Origin of the sequence: Streptomyces zhaozhouensis (genome assembly GCF_900230195.1) — a bacterium.
Lineage (GTDB): Bacteria > Actinomycetota > Actinomycetes > Streptomycetales > Streptomycetaceae > Streptomyces > Streptomyces zhaozhouensis.
Genome location: NZ_OCNE01000018.1, coordinates 83740 through 101352, shown reverse-complemented (window position 1 = coordinate 101352; position 17613 = coordinate 83740). Strand labels below are relative to the sequence as shown.

Genomic DNA, 17613 nt, shown 5'->3' with positions numbered 1-17613 from the left:
GTTCACTTCGTGGGGGTGAGAACGGCCGCGCCGCGCCGGGCGAGGGTGATCCCGTCCTGGTGGACGCGGCCGGTGAGCAGGTCGGTGCGGGGGGACGGAAGGAGAACGGTGACCGGCTCGGTGGTGTGGTTGAGCAGGAAGAGCGCGGGGCCGCGGCGGACCGCCTCGACACCGTCGGGCAGTCCCGGCAGCGTCGGCGCGACGCCCGCGGCCTCGGCGGCGCGGGCCAGCAGGGCGGCGAGCGCCTCGGGCCGGGGCAGGGTGGTGAGGTACCAGGCGGAGCCGGCGCCGCGCCGGGCGCGGGTGACCGCGGGGCCCCCGGCCAGCTCGCCGTCGGCGTAGCGGGCGAGCACCTCGGCGTCGGCGACGTCGACGTCCTCGCTCCACAGGCCGGCGCGGGTGCCGTCGTCGAGGGTGAGTGCGGCGCCGTCGGGCAGCGGCCACCACTCGTGGACGGTCGCGAGGCCGAGCAGCGAGCGGAGCGCCGGCGCGAGGCCGCCGGGCCGCACCCGGTCGTCCGCGTCGGTGACGCCGGTGAAGAAGCCGCAGACCAGGGTGCCGCCGCCGTGCACGAAGTCGACGAGGCGGGCGAGCGCCGCGTCGTCCAGCAGCGGCAGGTGGGGGGCGACCACCATCCGGTAGCGGCCGAGGTCGGCGTCGGGACGGGCGAGGTCGGTGGGCAGGTTGCGGCGCCAGAGGGCGTGGTGCCAGCCGGAGAGCAGCTCCCGGTAGTCGACCGAGGCCGAGGGGCGGCCCGGCTGCTGGCCGGCCCACCAGGCGGGCCAGTCGTGCAGCACGGCGATCCCGGCGTCGGCGACCGGGGTGCCGACCAGGCCGGAGAGCCGTTCCAGGTCGGCGCCCAGTTCCCGGACACGGGCGAAGCCGCGGGAGGCGGGACCGGCGTGCGGGAGCATCGCCGAGTGGTACTTCTCGCTGCCCTGGCGGGAGGCGCGCCACTGGAAGAAGCAGACGCCGTCGGCTCCCCTGGCCACGGCCTGGAGCGACCACTGGCGCAGCACCCCGGGCGGCTTGGGCACGTTGACGGGGCGGAAGTTGACGGCGGAGGCGGCCTGTTCCATCAGCAGCCAGCGGCCGCCGGCCTGGGACCTGGTGAGGTCGGCGACCAGAGCGCCGTGGGCCGGCCCGGCCGGGTCGCGCCAGTCGACGGCGGGATCGGGGTAGACGTCGACGGAGACCACGTCCTGTTCCTCCGCCCAGCGCCAGCCGTCGAGGCCGGGGAAGAGCGGCATCTGGTTGGAGGTCACCGGGACGCCGGGGCTGTGCGCGGCGACGATGTCGCGTTCGGCCTGGTAGCACTCCAGCAGCGCGTCGCTGGTGAAGCGGCGGAAGTCCAGCGCCTGCGTCGGGTTGCCGAGGTACTGGGCGCGGCGCGGCGGGAGGATCTCGTCCCAGGAGTCGTAGCGCTGGCTCCAGAAGGCGGTGCCCCAGGCGGCGTTGAGCCCGGCGAGGTCGTGGTGTCTGGCGCGCAGCCAGCGGCGGAAGTGGGCGGCCGTCTCGTCGCACCAGCAGGCGGTGCCGTACTCGTTGTTGACGTGCCAGAGCCGCAGCGCGGGGTGGTCGCCGTAGCGGCGGGCGAGGTCGGTGGTGATCCGGGCGGCGTGCTCCCGGTAGGCCGCCGAGGAGGCGCAGAAGTGGTTGCGCGAGCCGTACCAGACCACCCCGCCGTGCTCGTCGCGCGGCAGGGTCTCGGGGTGGCGGGCCCCGAGCCAGGGGGGCGGGGAGGCGGTGGGGGTGGCGAGGCAGACCCCGATGCCGGCGGCGTCGAGGGCGTCCATGACCCGGTCGAGCCAGCCGAACTCCCGAGCGCCGGGCCGGGGTTCCAGGGTCGCCCAGGAGAAGACGCCGACGGTGGCGAGGTTGACGCCGGCCTCGCGCATCAGCCGGACGTCCTCGTCGAGGACGTCCTCGGGCCACTGCTCGGGGTTGTAGTCGCCGCCGAAGAGCAGGCGGCCTCGGAGGGCGTCGTCGAGTCCTGGCACGTGGCGTGCACCTCCTGCTGTCGTGTCGCGGTGGGTCAGCCCTTGACGGCGCCGATCAACATGCCCTTCTTGAAGTGGCGTTGGACGAACGGGGAGAGCACGGCGACCGGCAGCAGCGCCAGCACCATCACGGCGGTCTGGACGGCGAGGCTGGGGATCTGCCCGGTGCCGATCACCTGGGCCATGCCGGCGGGGCGTTCGCCCTCGATGACGATCTGCTGGAGGACGTTCTGGAGCGGCAGCTTCTCCTGGTCCTGGATGTAGATGAAGCCGTTGAACCAGTTGCTCCAGTAGCCGACGGCGTAGAAGAGCGAGATCACCGCGAGCACCGCGCGGGACAGGGGCAGCACGATGGTCCACAGGATGCGCCACTCCCCCGCCCCGTCGATGCGCGCGCTGTCCACGATCTCCTGGCCGACGTTCATGAAGAACGCGCGGAGCACCAGGATGTTGAAGACGTTGACCACCATCGGCAGGATCAGCGCGGCGTAGCTGTTCATCAGGCCGAGGGTCTGGATCAGCAGATAGGTGGGGATCAGCCCGGCGCCGCCGAAGAACATGGTGGCCAGCAGGGTCATCAGCAGCGGCCGGTGCCAGAGCGAGCCGATCCGGGAGAGGCCGTAGGCGGCGAGCACCGAGACGGCCATGCTGAAGAGGGTGCCGACCAGGGTGATGCCGACCGCGATCACCATGGACCTGGCCACCTGGCCGCCGCTGAGCAGCTCGCGGTAGGCGGCGAGGCTGAGGCCCTCGGGCCAGACGACCAGCCCGCCGGCGCGGGAGATGGCCTCGGCGTCGGAGAGGCTGGTGACGACCACGATCCACAGCGGGAAGAGCACCGCCAGCAGCGCGATCGCCAGGATGACGCCCTTGGCGGCGAGCCCGACCCGGGTGGGCGGCTCCTCCCAGGACGGCCTGCGCCGCCGCCCGGTCTCCTCGTCGTCCTCGACCAGGACGCTGGTCTCGCTCATGTCCGCCGGTACACCCCCTGCTCGCCCATCGCGTGGGCGACTCGGTTGGCGGCGAGCACCAGGGCGAGGCTGAAGACGCCCTTGACGATGCCGATGGCCGCCGCGTAGCTGAACTGGCCGTTCTCGATACCGGTGTTCCAGACGTAGGTGTCCAGCACCTCGGCGGCACCGGGTCCGACGGCGGTGCGCTGGATCATGAACTGCTCCATGCCGACGGTCAGCATGTTGCCCACCTGGAGCACCAGCAGCAGGGCGATCACCGGGCGCAGCGCGGGCAGCGTCACGTGCCAGATCCGGCGCCACCGGCCGGCGCCGTCGACGGCGGCCGACTCGTACAGCTCCTGGTTGACGGTGGAGAGCGCGGCGAGGAAGACGATGATGCCCCAGCCGGCGTCCTTCCAGATGACCTGGAAGGTGATGAGGAACTTGAAGAAACCGGGGTCGGTCATCAGGTCGAAGCCGTCGTCCCAGCCGTTCTCCCGGAGCGTCTGGGCGACCATGCCGGCGCCGCCGAGCACCTGTTGGAAGACGGTGATCACCAGCACCCAGGAGAAGAAGTGCGGCAGGTAGAGCACGGCCTGGGCCCACGCCCTGACCTTGCTGTGCAGGATGCTGTTGATCAGGATCGCCAGCGCGATCGGGACGGGAAAGAAGAAGATCAGTTGGAGGGCGGAGAAGACCAGCGTGTTCTGGACCGCGTCCCAGAAGTAGCTGTCGTTGACCATCCGTTCGAACTGCTCAAGACCGACCCAGGCGCTGTTGGCCATCGACTCGAAGAAGCCGTCGCCTGCGTAGGGGCTGAAGTACTGGAACGCGATGACGTTGCCGGCGATCGGGAGGTAGGCGAAGACCAGCAGCAGCGCCACGCAGGGCAGCGTCATCAGGATCAGCGTCCGGTCCCGGCGCAGCCGGTGGCGCAGCCGCACGCCGCCCTCGGGCAGGTGTCGCTCGCCGCGGGGGGCGCGCGGGCGGCGACGGGCGCGGGGCGCGGGCCGGCGCGAACGGTCGGGGCGGTCGGGCCGCCGCGGGGGCGCGGAACGGGGGACCGTGCTGGGTGACACGGGGGGCTCCTCGGGTGGTCTCGTCTCCCGGCCTCAGGACTGGTCGTCGCGCAGCCGCTGGTACCAGTCGCGCAGCTCGTCGCCGCCGTTGCGGCGCCACTCGGCGACCGCGTCCTGCACGTCGCCGATCGAGCGGCGCCCGCGCACCACGTCGTCCTCCAGGTCCTCGAACTGGTCGTTGAGGTTGGTGAACCGGTCCGGCTCCTGGATCTGCCGTCCGAAGAAGATCGACTCCCGCACCAGCGGCATCTGCCGCCGCATCCAGCCGGTCCAGTCCTCGACCAGCTGGGGCACGTCGGAGGCGGCGACCACATGGCCGGGGGAGGCGATGAAGACATAGGTGTCGGGGACCACCTCGGTCTCCCCCTGCGGGGTGCGGACGCGCTGCTCGTCCTCGACGGTGTGGTGGACGCCCTCCACGCCGTAGGTGCGCAGCAGGTTCTCCCGGGTGCCGTAGGGGGCGGCGCAGTAGTTGGCGATCTCCAGCGCCTCGCGGACCCGGTCCTCCGGGAGGTCCTTGTTGACGAACGTCCACAGGCTGGAGCCGTTGCCCGCGTAGAGCACGGGGTCCTCGCCGCCGGCGCCGAAGAAGTCGAAGGCGTTCATCCGGAAGTCCGGGTTGGAGGTGCGCTGTTCGGTGAGGGTGCTGTGCCACACGCCCTGCCCCTGGTTGAACATCAGCGACTCGCCCGAGGTGAAGCGGACCAGCGCGTCCCCCTGGTTGGCGACCCCGTCGGGGTGGACGACGCCGGCGTCGAAGAGCCGCCGGGTCCAGTCCAGCGCCTCCAGGTAGGCGTCCGTCTCGAAGCGGTTGACCAGCCGGCCGTCGACCTCCTCCCAGTACTGCGGCTTGTCGGGGAGCACGCCGTGGATGATGAACGCCGACCACTTCATGTCCTCGCAGGCCCAGACCCGGTTCCGGGCCGAGGTGACGTCCCGGCAGAAGGAGAGGAACTCCTCGGCGTCGGTGGGGACCTGCCAGCCGTTCTCCTCGAAGATGTCCTGTCGGTAGAACGGGATCACGCCGCCGATCGGCGGGGCCGGCATGGGCAGGCCGCGCAGCGCGCCGCCGAAGATCGCCGGCTCCCAGGCGGCGGTGGGGATGGCGGCCAGGTTGGGGTAGTCGAGCACCCGGTCGCCGGAGAGGAACGGGCCGAGGTCGGCGAAGCGGCTGGCGATGGCCCTCGGTATCTGGCCCTGCAACTCCCAGCCGGGGACGCACACCAGGTCGGGGATGTCGCTGCCGGCGAGTACGGCGCCCAGCTTCTCGCCGTAGGTGTTGCCGTCCTGGGTCTGCCAGTTGATCCGGACGCCGATGGCCTCGTCCATCGCGGTCCAGTAGGCGTTGCCCGACTCGGGCGGGGTGCCCCACAGCGGGCTCATCACGCGGAACTCGCCGCCAGAGCCCCGCGGTTCCGGCACGGTCACGCCCATCTCGTCGGTGGGGATGAACGAGGTGTAGCCGGGGCTCGCGCCGTGCTCCCCCGCGATGTCGGGCTCCACGGCCACGTCGGAGGCGCGGTAGGTCGGCAGGATGCTCTCCAGGTCGCCCTCGGAGACCGCGCCGCCCTCGCCACCGCCACCGCCGCCGCCGTCCGAGCCGCAGGCGGTGAGCAGGGGGATGCCGCCGGCGGTGACCGCCGCTGCCGCCGCCGTCGAGGCGAGGAAACGTCTCCTGCTGGGTGCAGAGGGGGAGTTCGACATTGCGGAAACCCTCCAGGGGTTCGGCGCCACGCTGACACGCACGGGTCGAAGCGCTTCGATGTTGCGAGGAGGTTAAGACCCGTCAGCGGGGCGCACAACCCCCGCTTCCGAGAAAGTTGTGGGACCGCTCCCGTGGCTTCAGTACTGAAGAAAGTCCCCTCCGCAACCGACGCTCGAAGCACGGGTCTTGACACGAGGCGGACGGCAAACCGAGCATCGAAGCGCTTCGAATTCCGCACCCGCGCCCTGCCGTCGCCCTGCCCGCGCCACGCCCTCGCCCGCCCTTCCGCCACGCGCCGACCGGCCGTGCGCGGGGGCGCGCGCGCCGGTCGGCGGCCGCCCCTGCCGCCCCTGCCGCCCCTGCCGCCCCTGCCGAAGGACGCCTCTGTGACTGCCCAGCGACCGCCGTTCCGGGACCCCGCGCTCTCCGTCGAGCGGCGCGTCGCCGACCTGCTGGGCCGTCTCACGCTGCCCGAGCGGGTCGCGCTGCTGCACCAGTACGCGCCGGCCGTCGAGCGGCTCGGGCTCGCCGCGTTCCGCACCGGGCAGGAGGCGCTGCACGGCGTCGCCTGGATGGGCGGCGCCACGGTCTTCCCGCAGGCCGTCGGCCTCGGCGCGAGCTGGAACGCGGAGCTGGTCCACCGGGTCGGCGAGGCCGTCGGCCGCGAGGTCAGGGCGATGCGCGCGGCCGACCCCCGGGTGGGGCTCAACGTGTGGTCCCCCACCGTCAACCTGCTGCGCCACCCGCTGTGGGGCCGCAACGAGGAGGGGTACGCGGAGGACCCGCTGCTCACCGCAGGGCTGGCCACCGCCTACACCCGGGGACTGGCCGGCGACCACCCGACCTATCTGCGCACCGCGCCCGTGCTCAAGCACTGGATCGCCCACAACCACGAGGTCGACCGGGACACCGCCAGCACCTCCGTGCGGGCGCGGGTGCTGCGCGAGTACGAGATGCCCGCGTTCGCCGAACCGCTGCGCGCGGGCGGCGCGGTGGGGCTGATGCCCGCGTACAACCTGGTCAACGGCCGCCCCAACCACCTCTCCCCGCTGCTGGACGAGGCGCGCGGCTGGAGCGCGGCGCCGCTGCTGGTCTGCTCGGACGCGGGGGCGCCCTCCAACATCGCCGGCACCCAGGGGTATCTCCCCGACCACGCCGCCGGGTTGGCCGCCGCGCTGCGGGCCGGCGTGGACAGCTTCACCGACCACGGCGAGGACTCGGGGCCGACGGTGGCGCGGCTGACCGAGGCGCTGGAGCGGGGGTTGATCGACGAGGCGGACGTCGACCGCGCGGCCGGCCGGCTGCTGGCGACGCGGTTCCGGCTGGGCGAGTTCGACCCGGAGCTCGACCCGTTCCCCGCCGAGGCGGCCCACGACACCGCCGCACACCGGGAGTTGGCGCTGCGGGCCGCCGAGCAGGCCGTGGTGCTGCTGCGCAACGACGGGCTGCTGCCGCTGGCGCCCGGCAGCACGGTGGCGGTGCTCGGGCCGCTGGCCGACGAGATGAAGCTCGACTGGTACAGCGGCGAGCCGCTGCACCGGGCCAGCCCGCTGGACGGGCTGCGCGACCACCCGGCGATCGACCGGGTGACCTGGGAGGACGGTGCCGACCTGGTGCGGCTGCGCGCCGGCGACTCCTGGGTGAGCGTGCCTCAGGCGCACGCGCCGGCGGTCGCGAGCCCGGCGTCCGCCGGCGCGCTCGACCCGGCGCTGCTGCCAGGCCGCACCGACCTGCCGCCGCTGACCGTCGGGCCCCTGGCCGCCGCCACCGAGCTGCGGCTGACCGACTGGGGCGGCGGGGCGTGGACGCTCGCGGCCCCGGACGGAAGGTATCTGTCCGTGGCCGAGGACGGGTGGGTGCGCGCCTCGGCGGACCAGCCGGGCGGCTGGGTGGTGCGGGAGGTCTTCACTCCGGTGCCCCACGGCGAAGGCCACCTCCTGGTCCATCGAGCGAGCGGTCAGCCGGTGGTGGTCGCCGCCGAGGGCCTGAAGGTTGCCGCGCCCGGGGAACCCGGCACGGAGTTCCGGGTGGAGACGGTGTCCGACGGCGTCCTCGCGGTCGCCGAGGCGGCGGCCGGGTCCGACGTGGCGGTGCTGGTGCTGGGCAACGACCCGCACATCAACGGCCGGGAGACCGAGGACCGCGCCACGCTGACCCTGCCGCCCGCGCAGGAGGCGCTGTGGCGCGCGGCGCACGCGGCCAACCCGCGCACCGTCCTCGCGCTGGTCTCCTCCTACCCCTACGCCGTCCCCGAGGCGGACGCCGCGCTGCCGGCGCTGCTGTGGACCGCGCACGGCGGGCAGGCCGCGGGCACCGCGCTGGCGCGGGTGCTGACCGGCGACGTCTCGCCGGCCGGGCGGCTGCCGCAGACCTGGTACGCGCACGACGCCGACCTGCCGGACATCCGCGACCACGACCTGATCACCGCGCGCTCCACCTATCTGTACTTCGACGGCGAACCGCTCTACCCGTTCGGGCACGGCCTGTCCTACACCCGCTTCGAGCAGACCGGGCTGACCGTGGCCGAGGAGGAGCCGGGGGCGTTCGTCGCGCGGCTGACGGTGACCAACGTGGGCGAGCGCGCGGGCGACGAGGTGGTGCAGTTGTACGCGTCCGCCGTCGACCCCCGGCTCCCGCGGCCGCACCGCTGGTTGGTGGCCTTCACACGGGTGGCCCTGGCACCGGGCGAACGGCGGACCGTCACCCTGCGCGCCCCGCTCGACCAGGCGCTCGGGCACTGGGACGTGGCGCACGCGCGGTGGACGACCGCGCCGGGCGACTACCGGTTCGAGGCCGGGGCCTCCAGCCGGGACATCCGCTGCACGACCCGGTGGCGGGTCGCCGGCGAACCGGCCGGGCCGCGCCCGGTCCTCAGGCGCGGGCTGCGCGCCGCCGACTTCGACGAGGTGGCGGGCGCTGAGCTGGTCGACCTCACCCCGCGCGAGGGGGACGCGGTCGCGCCGCGCGGCGGCGGTGGCACCGCCGAACTCCGCTACCACGGCTGCGACCTGGGCGACGGCGTCGCCGTGCTGACCGTCCACGCGGCCGCCACCGGCGCGGGCAGCGCGGTGACGGCTGAGCTGGGCGGTGTCGAGGCCACGGCCGAGGTGCCCGCCGGCACCGACCGCTACGCCTACCGGCCGGTGCTCCTGAGGCTGCCCCGGCCGGTGGCCGGGGTGACCGGGCTGCGCCTCACGCTGGCGGGCCCGGTGCGGGTGGGCAGGCTGGAGTTCGGCTGACCGGGCGGGTCCGGATAGAGTGCGCGGCGATGGACGCCACGCACGAGTACGCCTTTCTCCTTCTCCCCTCGCACAACCGGGTCTACGCCCAGGAGTCCGCGCGGCTGACCCGCGCCGAGCTGCTGGTCCTCGACGAGGCGGTGCTCGGCGGGCGGATCGAGGAGGTCGAGGAGCGCACGCTGGGCGGCGTGCGCTATCTGACCTTCCGCGCGCCCCGCCTGGAGGGTGAGGCGCTCGCCCAACTCGCCAATCTCTCCGGGCTCTACGCCCTCTTCGAGCGGAACGGCGAGACGCTGACGCCGGTGACCGTGGAGCGGCTCGACCGGTTCCCCGACGACCTGATCACCATCCAGAAGTACGTGGGCAAGACCAACGAGGACTTCACCAAGCTGCTCCTCAACGTGACCGCGTTCTCCTGCTCCCGCCCCGAGCGGCTGCTCACCGGCGGGCTGCGGGTGCTCGACCCGCTCTGCGGCCGGGGCACCACGCTCAACCAGGCGGTGATGTACGGGCTGGACGCGGCGGGGGTGGAACGGGACGCGAAGAGCTTCGACGCCTACCAGAACTTCTTCCGGCAGTGGCTGAAGAACAGCCGGATCAAGCACCGCGCCGACGTGGGGCCGGTCCGGCGCCACCACCGCACGGTGGGCCGGCGGATGGCCGTCACGCTCGGCGTCGACAAGGAGCGCTACCGCGCGGGCGAGACCATCGACGTCACCGCCGTCCAGGCGGACACCACGGCGGCGGGCGACTTCTTCTCCGCCGGCTCGTTCGACCTGGTCGTGACGGACGCGCCCTACGGGGTGCAGCACGGCAGCCGGGGGCGGGACGCGGGCGGGCCGGCGCTGAGCCGCAGCCCGCTGCCGCTGCTGGCCGAGGCGCTGCCGGTCTGGGCGCGGCTGCTGCGGCCTGGCGGGGCGGTCGGCATCTCCTGGAACACGCATGTCGCGAAGCGTTCCGAACTGACCGCGCTGCTGGCCGAGTCCGGCTTCCGGGTGCGGGACTCGGAGCCGTATCTGGGCTTCGCCCACCGCGTCGACCAGGCCATCACCCGGGATCTCGTGGTGGCGGTGAAGTAGCCCCCGACGGGTTTCCCTCCTTCCCGGACGACCACCCACCCGGCCGGTGCGACACCGTAGTCGTCTCATCCCCGCCACCCATGCACCGCGCCGTTCCCCGCGCCCCCAAGCCGCCCACCGGCGTCAAAGGGGCGCGGGGAACGGCGCGAGCAACCCACCACCGGGGCGAGGACGACACCCCACCCAGGCCGGCAAGGCCCCGGCGGCTAGAGGTCGAGGCCGGTCAGGACCATCACCCGCTCGTAGGTGTAGTCCTCCATCGCGAACCGCACCCCCTCCCGCCCCACGCCCGACTGCTTGACGCCGCCGTAGGGCATCTGGTCCGCGCGGTAGGACGGCACGTCGCCGACGACCACGCCGCCGACCTCCAGCGCCCGGTGGGCGCGGAACGCGGCCTGGAGGTCGTGGGTGAAGACCCCGGCCTGGAGGCCGAACGTGGAGTCGTTGGCGGCGGCGAACGCGGCGGCCTCGTCGGGGACGCTGGTCACCGACACGACGGGCCCGAACACCTCGTCGCAGGCGATCCTCGCGTCCGCCGGCACGTTCGCCAGCACCGTCGGCGCGTAGCTCGCGCCGTCCCTGGTGCCGCCGGTCAGGACCCGCGCGCCGCCGGCGACCGCCTCCTCGACCCAGCTCTCCACCCGCCGCGCCGCGTCCTCGCTCACCAGCGGGCCGACGTCGGTCGCCGGGTCCGAGGGGTCGCCGGTGACCAGCGCCTCGACGGCGGCGACCAGCCGCTCGACCAGCCGGTCGTGCACCGCCGCGTCCGCGATCACCCGCTGGACCGCGATGCAGGACTGCCCCGCCTGGTAGTTGGCGAAGGTCGCGATGCGCCCGGCCGCCCAGTCCAGGTCGGCGTCCGAGCCGTAGTCGCCGAGCACGACGGCGGCGCCGTTGCCGCCCAGCTCCAGCGTGACCCGCTTGCGCGGCACCGAGTCCCTGATGGACCAGCCGACCGGGACCGAGCCCGTGAACGAGATGATCGGCAGCCGCTCGTCCTGGACCAGCGCCGGCATCGCGTCGTTGGGCACCGGCAGCACGCTGAACGCGCCGGCCGGCAGCTCCGTCTCGGCCAGCACCTCGCCGAGCAACAGCGCCGACAGCGGGGTCGCGGGCGCCGGCTTGAGCAGGATGGGGGCGCCTGCGGCCAGCGCGGGAGCGACCTTGTGGGCGCAGAGGTTGAGCGGGAAGTTGAACGGCGCGATGCCCAGCACCGGGCCGTAGGGCACCCGGCGGGTCAGCGCCAGCCGGCCGGTGCCGCCCGCGTCGGCGTCCAGCCGCTGCGCGGTGCCGCCGTTGAAACGCCGCGCCTCGTCGGCCGCCCAGCGGAAGACGGACAGACAGCGCGCCACCTCGACCGTGGCCCACTTCATGGGCTTGCCGTTCTCCGCCGAGATCAGCTCGGCCAACTCCTCGGCGCGCGCGGCCAGCCGCTCCCGCGCGTGGTCAAGCGCGCCGGCCCGCACATGGGCCGGGCTCGCGGCGAACTCCGGCGCGACCCGCGCCGCCGCGGCCACCGCCTCCTCGGTCTGCTCGGCGGTGGGCACCGAGACCACGCCCACCGTGCGACCGTCCCAGGGGGAGGTGACCTCCAGGGTGTGCTCGCCGCGCGCCGCGCGGCCCGCCAGCCAGAACGCCTGTGGGGATGTGGCTTTCGTCATCGCGGTCCGTCCTTCCCAGCTCCGGGGACTTCCAGGCGGACGAGGGCCACGGCGGGCCGCCCGCCCGCACCCACCGTAGGGGTTCGGCGCCGCGCGGAACCTTGTCCGCTTCGTAGCGGCGCGGCGGGCCGACACGCCATTTGGTAGCGGTGCGCCGACCACCGCGCGCGCCAACGGGGAGCGCCGCGCGCCCCGTTACGCGCCGGGCCGGTGGCGGGGGCCCGGCGGGGCGGCCAGGCCGCTGGCCTTGAGCGCGAGCCACAGCTCCATCCGCAGGTCGGGGTCGTCCAGCGAACGGTCGAGGATCTCCTCGACCCGCCGCATCCGGTAGCGCAGGGTGTGCCGGTGGACGCCGAGCTCCGCGGCGGCGGCGTCCCACTGGCCGTGCCGGGAGAGCCAGGCCCGCAGCGAGGCCAGCAGGTCGCCGCGCCCTGACCGGTCGTGGTCGCGCAGCGCGCGCAGCATCCCGTCGGCGAACGCCCGCACCGCCTCGTCACCCAGCAGCGGCAGCAGCGAACCGGTCGCCACGTCGTCGTGCTCCACCAGCGCCCTGCCGCGCCGCCTGGCCACCAGCAGCGCCTCCCTGGCCTGCTGGTAGGCCGCCGCGGCGTGGGCGAGCCCGGTGGGGGCGGAGAGCCCGAGCACCACCCCCTCCGACGCCTCGGCGTGCTTGGCGCAGGCGTCCTGGGTGCCGCCGCCATCGGCCAGCAGCAGCACGAACCCCTCGCCGTCGGGCGCGGCCAGCACCGCCTCGCCGGCCCGCGCGGCCGCCGCCTCCAGCCGCTGTCCGAAGGCGACCAGCCGTTCCGGCTCGTCCGCCTCGGCGGCCAGCACCCGCAGGGGCGCGTCCAGCAGCCCGCCGTAGAGCTGCCCGGCGACCGCCCTGGCGTGGTCCGGCTCGCCGCTGAGCAGCATCCGCAGCACCGCACCGCCCAGCCGGGACTCGGCCTGCTGGTAGGCACCGGAGCGTTCGGTCACCAGCGTCAGCAGCGCGACGGCGGCCTGCACCGCGTACCGGCCCGAGTCGCCCAGGGGCGCCTCCGTGCCGATGGCCAGCACGGCGCGGCCGCGCTGCCCCGTGCCGACCAGTTGCAGCTCGACCCGGTCGCCGCCGTCCCGTTCCTCCTCCGGCGCCGCGCAGACGGTGCTGGCCGGCGCCGGCCGGTCCCCCAGCCTGCGGACCTCGTCGGCCAGCAGTCCGGCCCTTCTGGCCGCCCAGCCGGGGGCGACGGCGGTCACGGCGCCGGCCCGGTCGTAGAGCGCGGTCCAGCCGTTGACCTGCGTGGACAGCCGGGTCAACAGCGCCTCGGGGCCGTCGGGCGCCAGCGCGGCCCTGGTCAGCTCGCGCTGCGCGGCGAAGCCGGCGGTGACCGTGCGGTACTGCTCGGCGGCGATGGCGGCCGAGACCGCCTTGGAGATCGCGATGAACGGCGTCGGCCGGGGCACCTCGAGGAGCGGCAGCCCGACCTCGCGCACGGCGTCCAGCAACTCCGGTGTCACCGCCGGGTGGTTGACGCCGATCCCGAAGCCGAGCCCGACCACGCCCGCCCCGGCCAGCCGTTCCACGTAGCGGCGCATCTCCCCCGCGTCGTCCACGGACAGCTTGAGGCCGATCGTCAGCAGCAGCTCGCCCCCGTCCAGATAGGGCGTCGGGTCGGGCAGCTCGCTGGTGTGCGCCCAGCGCACCTCGGTGTCCAGCCGGTCCTCGCCGGCCAGCACGCGCAGGCGGAGCGCGGAGTGGTGTACAAGGGCGGCGAGAGTCGGTCGCATGTATCACCTTGGGGCAGCCGGGGGCGCGTCACTGGAACCGTATCGTGGCCGGTCAGGGCCGTTCGGGGGCGGCGGCCCCGCACGCTCAGCCGAGCCGCACGAGCACGGGCGGGCCGGGCTCGCCCGCGGCCGAGGTGGTGGAGAGCACCGCGTGCCGGGGCGGCACCCGGTGGGCCAGCTCCGAGGCCGACCAGCGCTGCCGTTCGACCTTGCGCACCGTCACGGAGTCGGTGGTGGTGTCCCGGCCGGTGAAGAGCCTGCGGACCCCGCGCACCGTCTTGCGGACGATGCCGCCGGTGCGGTCCGGCGTCCTGGTGATGTCCTGGTCCTCGGTCCACGCGGTGCCCCAGACGTGCGCGAAGTGCTCGGCGTCCCAGGTGGTGACGCCGGCGAACACCATCCGGCAGCCGACCGCCCCCAGCAGCCCGGCGCGCAGCTCGGACGGCACGTCGTCCAGCGTCCGCAGCGCCAGCACCGCGCCCGCGTTGGCGGCGCGCAACTGCGCCAGCCCCCGCACGGTGCCGGCGGTGACGGCGGCGGTCGCGTCGTCGAGCACCAGCGTGGCGAAGAGCGATCGGTCGGGACGGTTGACCACGGCCGTGGTGAACTGCGCCAGTAGCAGCCTGGTGATGATGCGCCCCGCCTCCGCGTGGCCGGTGGCCGGCAGGTCGACCCGCACCCGCAGCGGATGCGTCAGCGTGGCCATGGAGAACGTCCGCGTCCCCGAGCCCGCAGAGAACCCGGCCCGGTCCAGCACCGCCAGCCGGTCGGCGAGCGGCTTGCCCGGGTCGTCGAGGCGGGTGGACGCCCGTTCCCTGGCGTCGAGTTCGCGCTGCTGGTCGTGGGCGCCCGCCAGCGCCAGGTCCTCCCGCAGCGTGGCCAGCAGCGCCGGGGCGCCGTCCAGCATGGCCCGCAGCTCGGGCACGCCGGGCAGCCGGCCGTAGGCGGCGTGGTAGGGGCCGATCAGCTGGACCAGCGCGGCGGAGGCGTCCCTGGTCTCGGCGGGGGTGCCGCCCAGCAGCGCCTCGGCCAGCAGCGTCGCCGCCTCGTCGGTGTCGGTCGCCGCGCCGTAGAGCGCCAGTTGGTGGGTGCCGGCCGGGTCGCCGACCCGCACCACGATGTCGAACGCCGCGTCCGGGCCGAGGCCGCTGGCCGCGCTGCCGACGGCGACCACGGCGGCCTGGCCGGTGAGCGCCTGGAGGCAGAGCGACTCCACCACGGGCCGCACCACCCGGCCGGTCTTGCCGGAGCCGGGCGGCCCGACGGCCAGCAGCGAGGTCCCCAGCAGCGCGGGGTCGAGGGCGACGTCGACGCCCCGGTACTCGTAGGCGTTGCGCTCCTCGTCGACGGCGGTGCCGATCCGCACCTGCCGGGTGAGCAGGTCGTGCCGGGCGGCCCGCACCGGCAGGTCGCGGTCGCCCGAGGGGTGGACGAACGCGCCCGCGCCGCTCTCGGCCACCGCGTCGTTGAAGGCGGGCAGCTCCGTCGGCCTGGCCACCACGGTGCGCCAGGCCCGCTGGATGCGGGCGTAGTCCAGGTCGCTCATCGTGCCGGCCGCCACCTCAGCGAGCAGCCGCTCCGCGGCCGGTCCCGCCCCGCCCTCGCGCAGCTCGGTGAACTCCGTCAGCCGCGCCACCTCGGCGCGTTCCCGCTCGCTGCCCGCCACCTCCGCGCCGGTGAACCGGGCCGGCGGGAAACGCCGCAGCACGGCGCGCCAGCCGCCGAGCGCGCCGCACAGCGCCAGCAGCAGCAGCGCGTAGAGCAGGTAGTAGACGTTGTAGGCGACGGTGTAGGCCGTGCTGTCCTCCGGCCGCCACCAGCTCTCCGGCACCATCCCGTAGAACGGGTCCAGCCAGAACAGCCAGATGCCGGCGTAGCTCAGCTCCCAGACGACCCAGGCCGCGGCGAGCGCCGCGACGGCGCGCAGCGTGAGCCCGGGGTCCTGGCGCTCGATGTCGGGCCGCCCCGACCACAGGCGCAGCACGGTCGGACGCCAACGGCGCCACAGCCGGGGCGCGTTGCCCAGCCGGCCGAAGGCGTAGAGCAGCCCGCAGAAGAGCAGTTGCTCGTAGAGGTAGGGGCCGAGGAACGTGCCGCGCGCGCCCAGCCAGTCGAGCGGCGCGAGGACCCAGGAGAACAGGCCGGTGTTGACGTAGAGCGACCAGACCAGCCACGCCGTCAGCGCCGCCAGCAGCGCGCCGCCGTGCAGCTCCCGGTCGCTGAGGCGGTCCGGGTCCTCGGGCGGCCTCGGCACGTGCCCGGTGCGCCACACCCCGGGGCGGGCGGCCGGGCGCGGGAGGCGCAGCCACCGCTGGAGCGGGGCGAGGTCGGCCTCCTCCGGCGACCGCCGGGGCGCGGGCGGCGCGCCCGGCGGTGGCGGAACCACCGGGGCGGCGCCCGGCGTCTGTCCTGGCGTGAGCCGTGGTTCCCGTGTGCCGTCGCTGTTCACAGTCCCCCATGATGCCAAGCGCCGTGCCGCGCCGTCGGGTTGACGTCACGACGGAAGACGACCGCCGCGCCGGGACGGCCGCCGCGGGACCCCGCTCCCCGACCAATCTAGTGCAGCGGCCCGGCATCGCGACCAGGCGCGGACACGGGTCGACGCATATGCGAAGGGGCAACTTGTGCGAAACCGTTCCGCTGGGGCACCCGGTGCGCTACGTTCCTGCCCCACCTCGAACACACGGACAGCAACGGGCGGAACGGCATGACGCGCGCCATCTCCCTGCGAGACGTGACCAAGGTCTACCCGCGGGACGTCGTGGCCGTGAACCGGCTGTCGCTCGACATCGCGCCCGGCGAGTTCCTGGTCCTCCTCGGTCCCTCGGGCTGCGGCAAGTCGACGGTGCTGCGGATGATCGCCGGTCTTGAGGAGATCAGCTCGGGGGAACTGCGGCTCGACGGCGAGACGGCCAACGCGCTGCCGCCCGGTGAACGCCATCTGGCGATGGTCTTCCAGCACTACGCGCTCTACCCGAACATGACGGGCGCGCAGAACATCGGCTTCCCGTTGAAGATCGAGTCCCCCCGGCGCGACACCACCCACCAGGTGCGGGAGGCGGCCCGGCTGCTGGGCATCGAGGACCTGTTGGAACGCTACCCGGGGCAGCTCTCGGGCGGCGAGCGGCAACGCGTCGCGATGGGGCGCGCCATCGTGCGGCGCCCGTCGGCGTTCCTGCTGGACGAGCCGCTGTCCAACCTCGACGCGAAGCTCCGCACCCGGCTGCGAGCCGAGATCGCCACGTTGACCCGTCATCTCGGGGTCACCACCGTCTATGTGACGCACGACCAGTCGGAGGCGATGTCGCTGGGCGACCGCGTCGCGGTGATGCGGGACGGGGTGCTCCAGCAGGTCGGGAACGCGCGGGAGGTCTACCAGCGGCCGGAGAACGTGTTCGTCGCCGCGTTCGTCGGCACCCCCCGGATCAACCTGCTGCGGGCCGCCGTGCACGCGCCGTTGGACGGGCGGCTCAACATCGACTTCGGTACCCAGCGCATCCAGTTGCCGCAGCCGCTCTCCCCCGACCACCAGATGCTGCGGGTGCAGACGGGGAAGGAGATCACGGTGGGGCTGCGCTCCGAGGCGGCGCGGATCGCCAGCCCGCAGGAGATGTCCCCGACGGAGGCGCTGCTCAACGGGGTGGTGCAGCACGTGGAGTTCCAGGGCCACGAGTCGCTGGTGCATGTCTCCACGGGGGCGCACCCGGCGCGCGTCGACGGGTTGGAGGCGCCGCGCCCGCCGGCCAGGCGCGACGCGCGCCCCCGTCGCGGCTCGCCGCTGCGGCGGCTGGTCGGCCGCTATCTCGCCCGGGACCCGGGCGCCGGGCGGGCACCCGGCCACGACGAGCCGCCGCCCCCCGAGGCGCCGCCGCCCACGGCCGCGGGCCGGATCAACGACGGGCTGGTGGTGCGCTGCGACCCCGACCTGCGGCCCAGGCTGGGCGAACGCGTTCCGCTGCTGATCGACCTCGACCGGATGTACGTCTTCGACAGCGAGGGCCGCCGCGTCTGCCCCGCCCCGCCCCGGACGCCGGGCGGACGCGCGGCGGGGTGAGGGCCGGGCGACCGCGCGAGGGGGGCACGACGAAGTGGCCAAAACGGCGACGCGTTGACTCCGTGGTGGTGCG

10 protein-coding genes are annotated in these 17613 nt (G+C 74.4%); 3 read left to right on the top strand and 7 right to left on the bottom strand.

Features of this window, described 5'->3' with window-relative positions:
* Nucleotides 1–2 precede the first annotated feature (2 nt).
* From CRP51_RS22205 to CRP51_RS22190, 4 genes are read right to left on the bottom strand one after another with little or no spacing between them, the layout of a single operon-like run.
* Nucleotides 3–2000 carry a beta-galactosidase gene (locus CRP51_RS22205; RefSeq protein WP_097233067.1) on the bottom strand — a complete coding sequence of 666 codons (1998 nt, stop codon included), beginning with the start codon at nt 1998–2000 and terminating at the stop codon, nt 3–5.
* Between the two features lie 35 nt (nt 2001–2035).
* Entirely contained in the window at nt 2036–2971 is a 936-nt protein-coding gene (locus CRP51_RS22200) for a carbohydrate ABC transporter permease (RefSeq protein WP_097233066.1), read from the bottom strand.
* Nucleotides 2968–4032, bottom strand: a complete 1065-nt coding sequence (locus tag CRP51_RS22195) for an ABC transporter permease (RefSeq protein ID WP_097233065.1) — start codon at nt 4030–4032, stop codon at nt 2968–2970. The genes CRP51_RS22200 and CRP51_RS22195 overlap by 4 nt, the downstream gene beginning before the upstream one ends.
* A 33-nt stretch (nt 4033–4065) precedes the next feature.
* The gene (locus tag CRP51_RS22190; RefSeq protein ID WP_097233064.1) at nt 4066–5736 is read right to left on the bottom strand and encodes an extracellular solute-binding protein; all 1671 of its coding nucleotides are present in this window, start codon (nt 5734–5736) and stop codon (nt 4066–4068) included.
* Between the two features lie 387 nt (nt 5737–6123).
* On the opposite strand from CRP51_RS22190, the gene CRP51_RS22185 reads away from it, so the two are divergent.
* A complete protein-coding gene (locus CRP51_RS22185; RefSeq protein ID WP_097233063.1) occupies nt 6124–8976 on the top strand; it encodes a glycoside hydrolase family 3 protein in 2853 nt (950 codons plus the stop codon).
* 29 nt (nt 8977–9005) lie between these two features.
* Nucleotides 9006–10055 (top strand): TRM11 family SAM-dependent methyltransferase, encoded by a 1050-nt coding sequence (locus tag CRP51_RS22180; protein WP_097233062.1) that lies wholly within the window; start codon nt 9006–9008, stop codon nt 10053–10055.
* Between the two features lie 206 nt (nt 10056–10261).
* On the opposite strand, the gene CRP51_RS22175 is transcribed toward CRP51_RS22180, so the two are convergent.
* The 3 genes from CRP51_RS22175 to CRP51_RS22165 all read right to left on the bottom strand — a co-directional run bounded on the left by CRP51_RS22175 (nt 10262) and on the right by CRP51_RS22165 (nt 15935).
* Nucleotides 10262–11716 carry an aldehyde dehydrogenase family protein gene (locus CRP51_RS22175; protein ID WP_097233061.1) on the bottom strand — a complete coding sequence of 485 codons (1455 nt, stop codon included), beginning with the start codon at nt 11714–11716 and terminating at the stop codon, nt 10262–10264.
* Nucleotides 11717–11911: 195 nt separating this feature from the next.
* Nucleotides 11912–13486, bottom strand: a complete 1575-nt coding sequence (locus CRP51_RS22170; protein WP_097233060.1) for a PucR family transcriptional regulator — start codon at nt 13484–13486, stop codon at nt 11912–11914.
* Between the two features lie 85 nt (nt 13487–13571).
* Nucleotides 13572–15935 carry an ATP-binding protein gene (locus tag CRP51_RS22165; protein ID WP_245880743.1) on the bottom strand — a complete coding sequence of 788 codons (2364 nt, stop codon included), beginning with the start codon at nt 15933–15935 and terminating at the stop codon, nt 13572–13574.
* A gap of 258 nt (nt 15936–16193) precedes the next feature.
* Between CRP51_RS22165 and CRP51_RS22160 the strand changes: the two genes are divergently transcribed.
* Nucleotides 16194–17540 carry an ABC transporter ATP-binding protein gene (locus CRP51_RS22160; protein ID WP_097233058.1) on the top strand — a complete coding sequence of 449 codons (1347 nt, stop codon included), beginning with the start codon at nt 16194–16196 and terminating at the stop codon, nt 17538–17540.
* The last annotated feature ends 73 nt before the right edge of the window (nt 17541–17613 follow it).

Bases quoted from the DNA above. Each gene is read 5' to 3' on its own strand.
- CRP51_RS22160 (WP_097233058.1), top strand. From the start codon at position 16,194: ATGACGCGCGCCATCTCCCTGCGAGACGTGACCAAGGTCTACCCGCGG.
- CRP51_RS22190 (WP_097233064.1), bottom strand. From the start codon at position 5,736: ATGTCGAACTCCCCCTCTGCACCCAGCAGGAGACGTTTCCTCGCCTCG.
- CRP51_RS22170 (WP_097233060.1), bottom strand. From the start codon at position 13,486: ATGCGACCGACTCTCGCCGCCCTTGTACACCACTCCGCGCTCCGCCTG.
- CRP51_RS22200 (WP_097233066.1), bottom strand. From the start codon at position 2,971: ATGAGCGAGACCAGCGTCCTGGTCGAGGACGACGAGGAGACCGGGCGG.
- CRP51_RS22175 (WP_097233061.1), bottom strand. From the start codon at position 11,716: ATGACGAAAGCCACATCCCCACAGGCGTTCTGGCTGGCGGGCCGCGCG.
- CRP51_RS22180 (WP_097233062.1), top strand. From the start codon at position 9,006: ATGGACGCCACGCACGAGTACGCCTTTCTCCTTCTCCCCTCGCACAAC.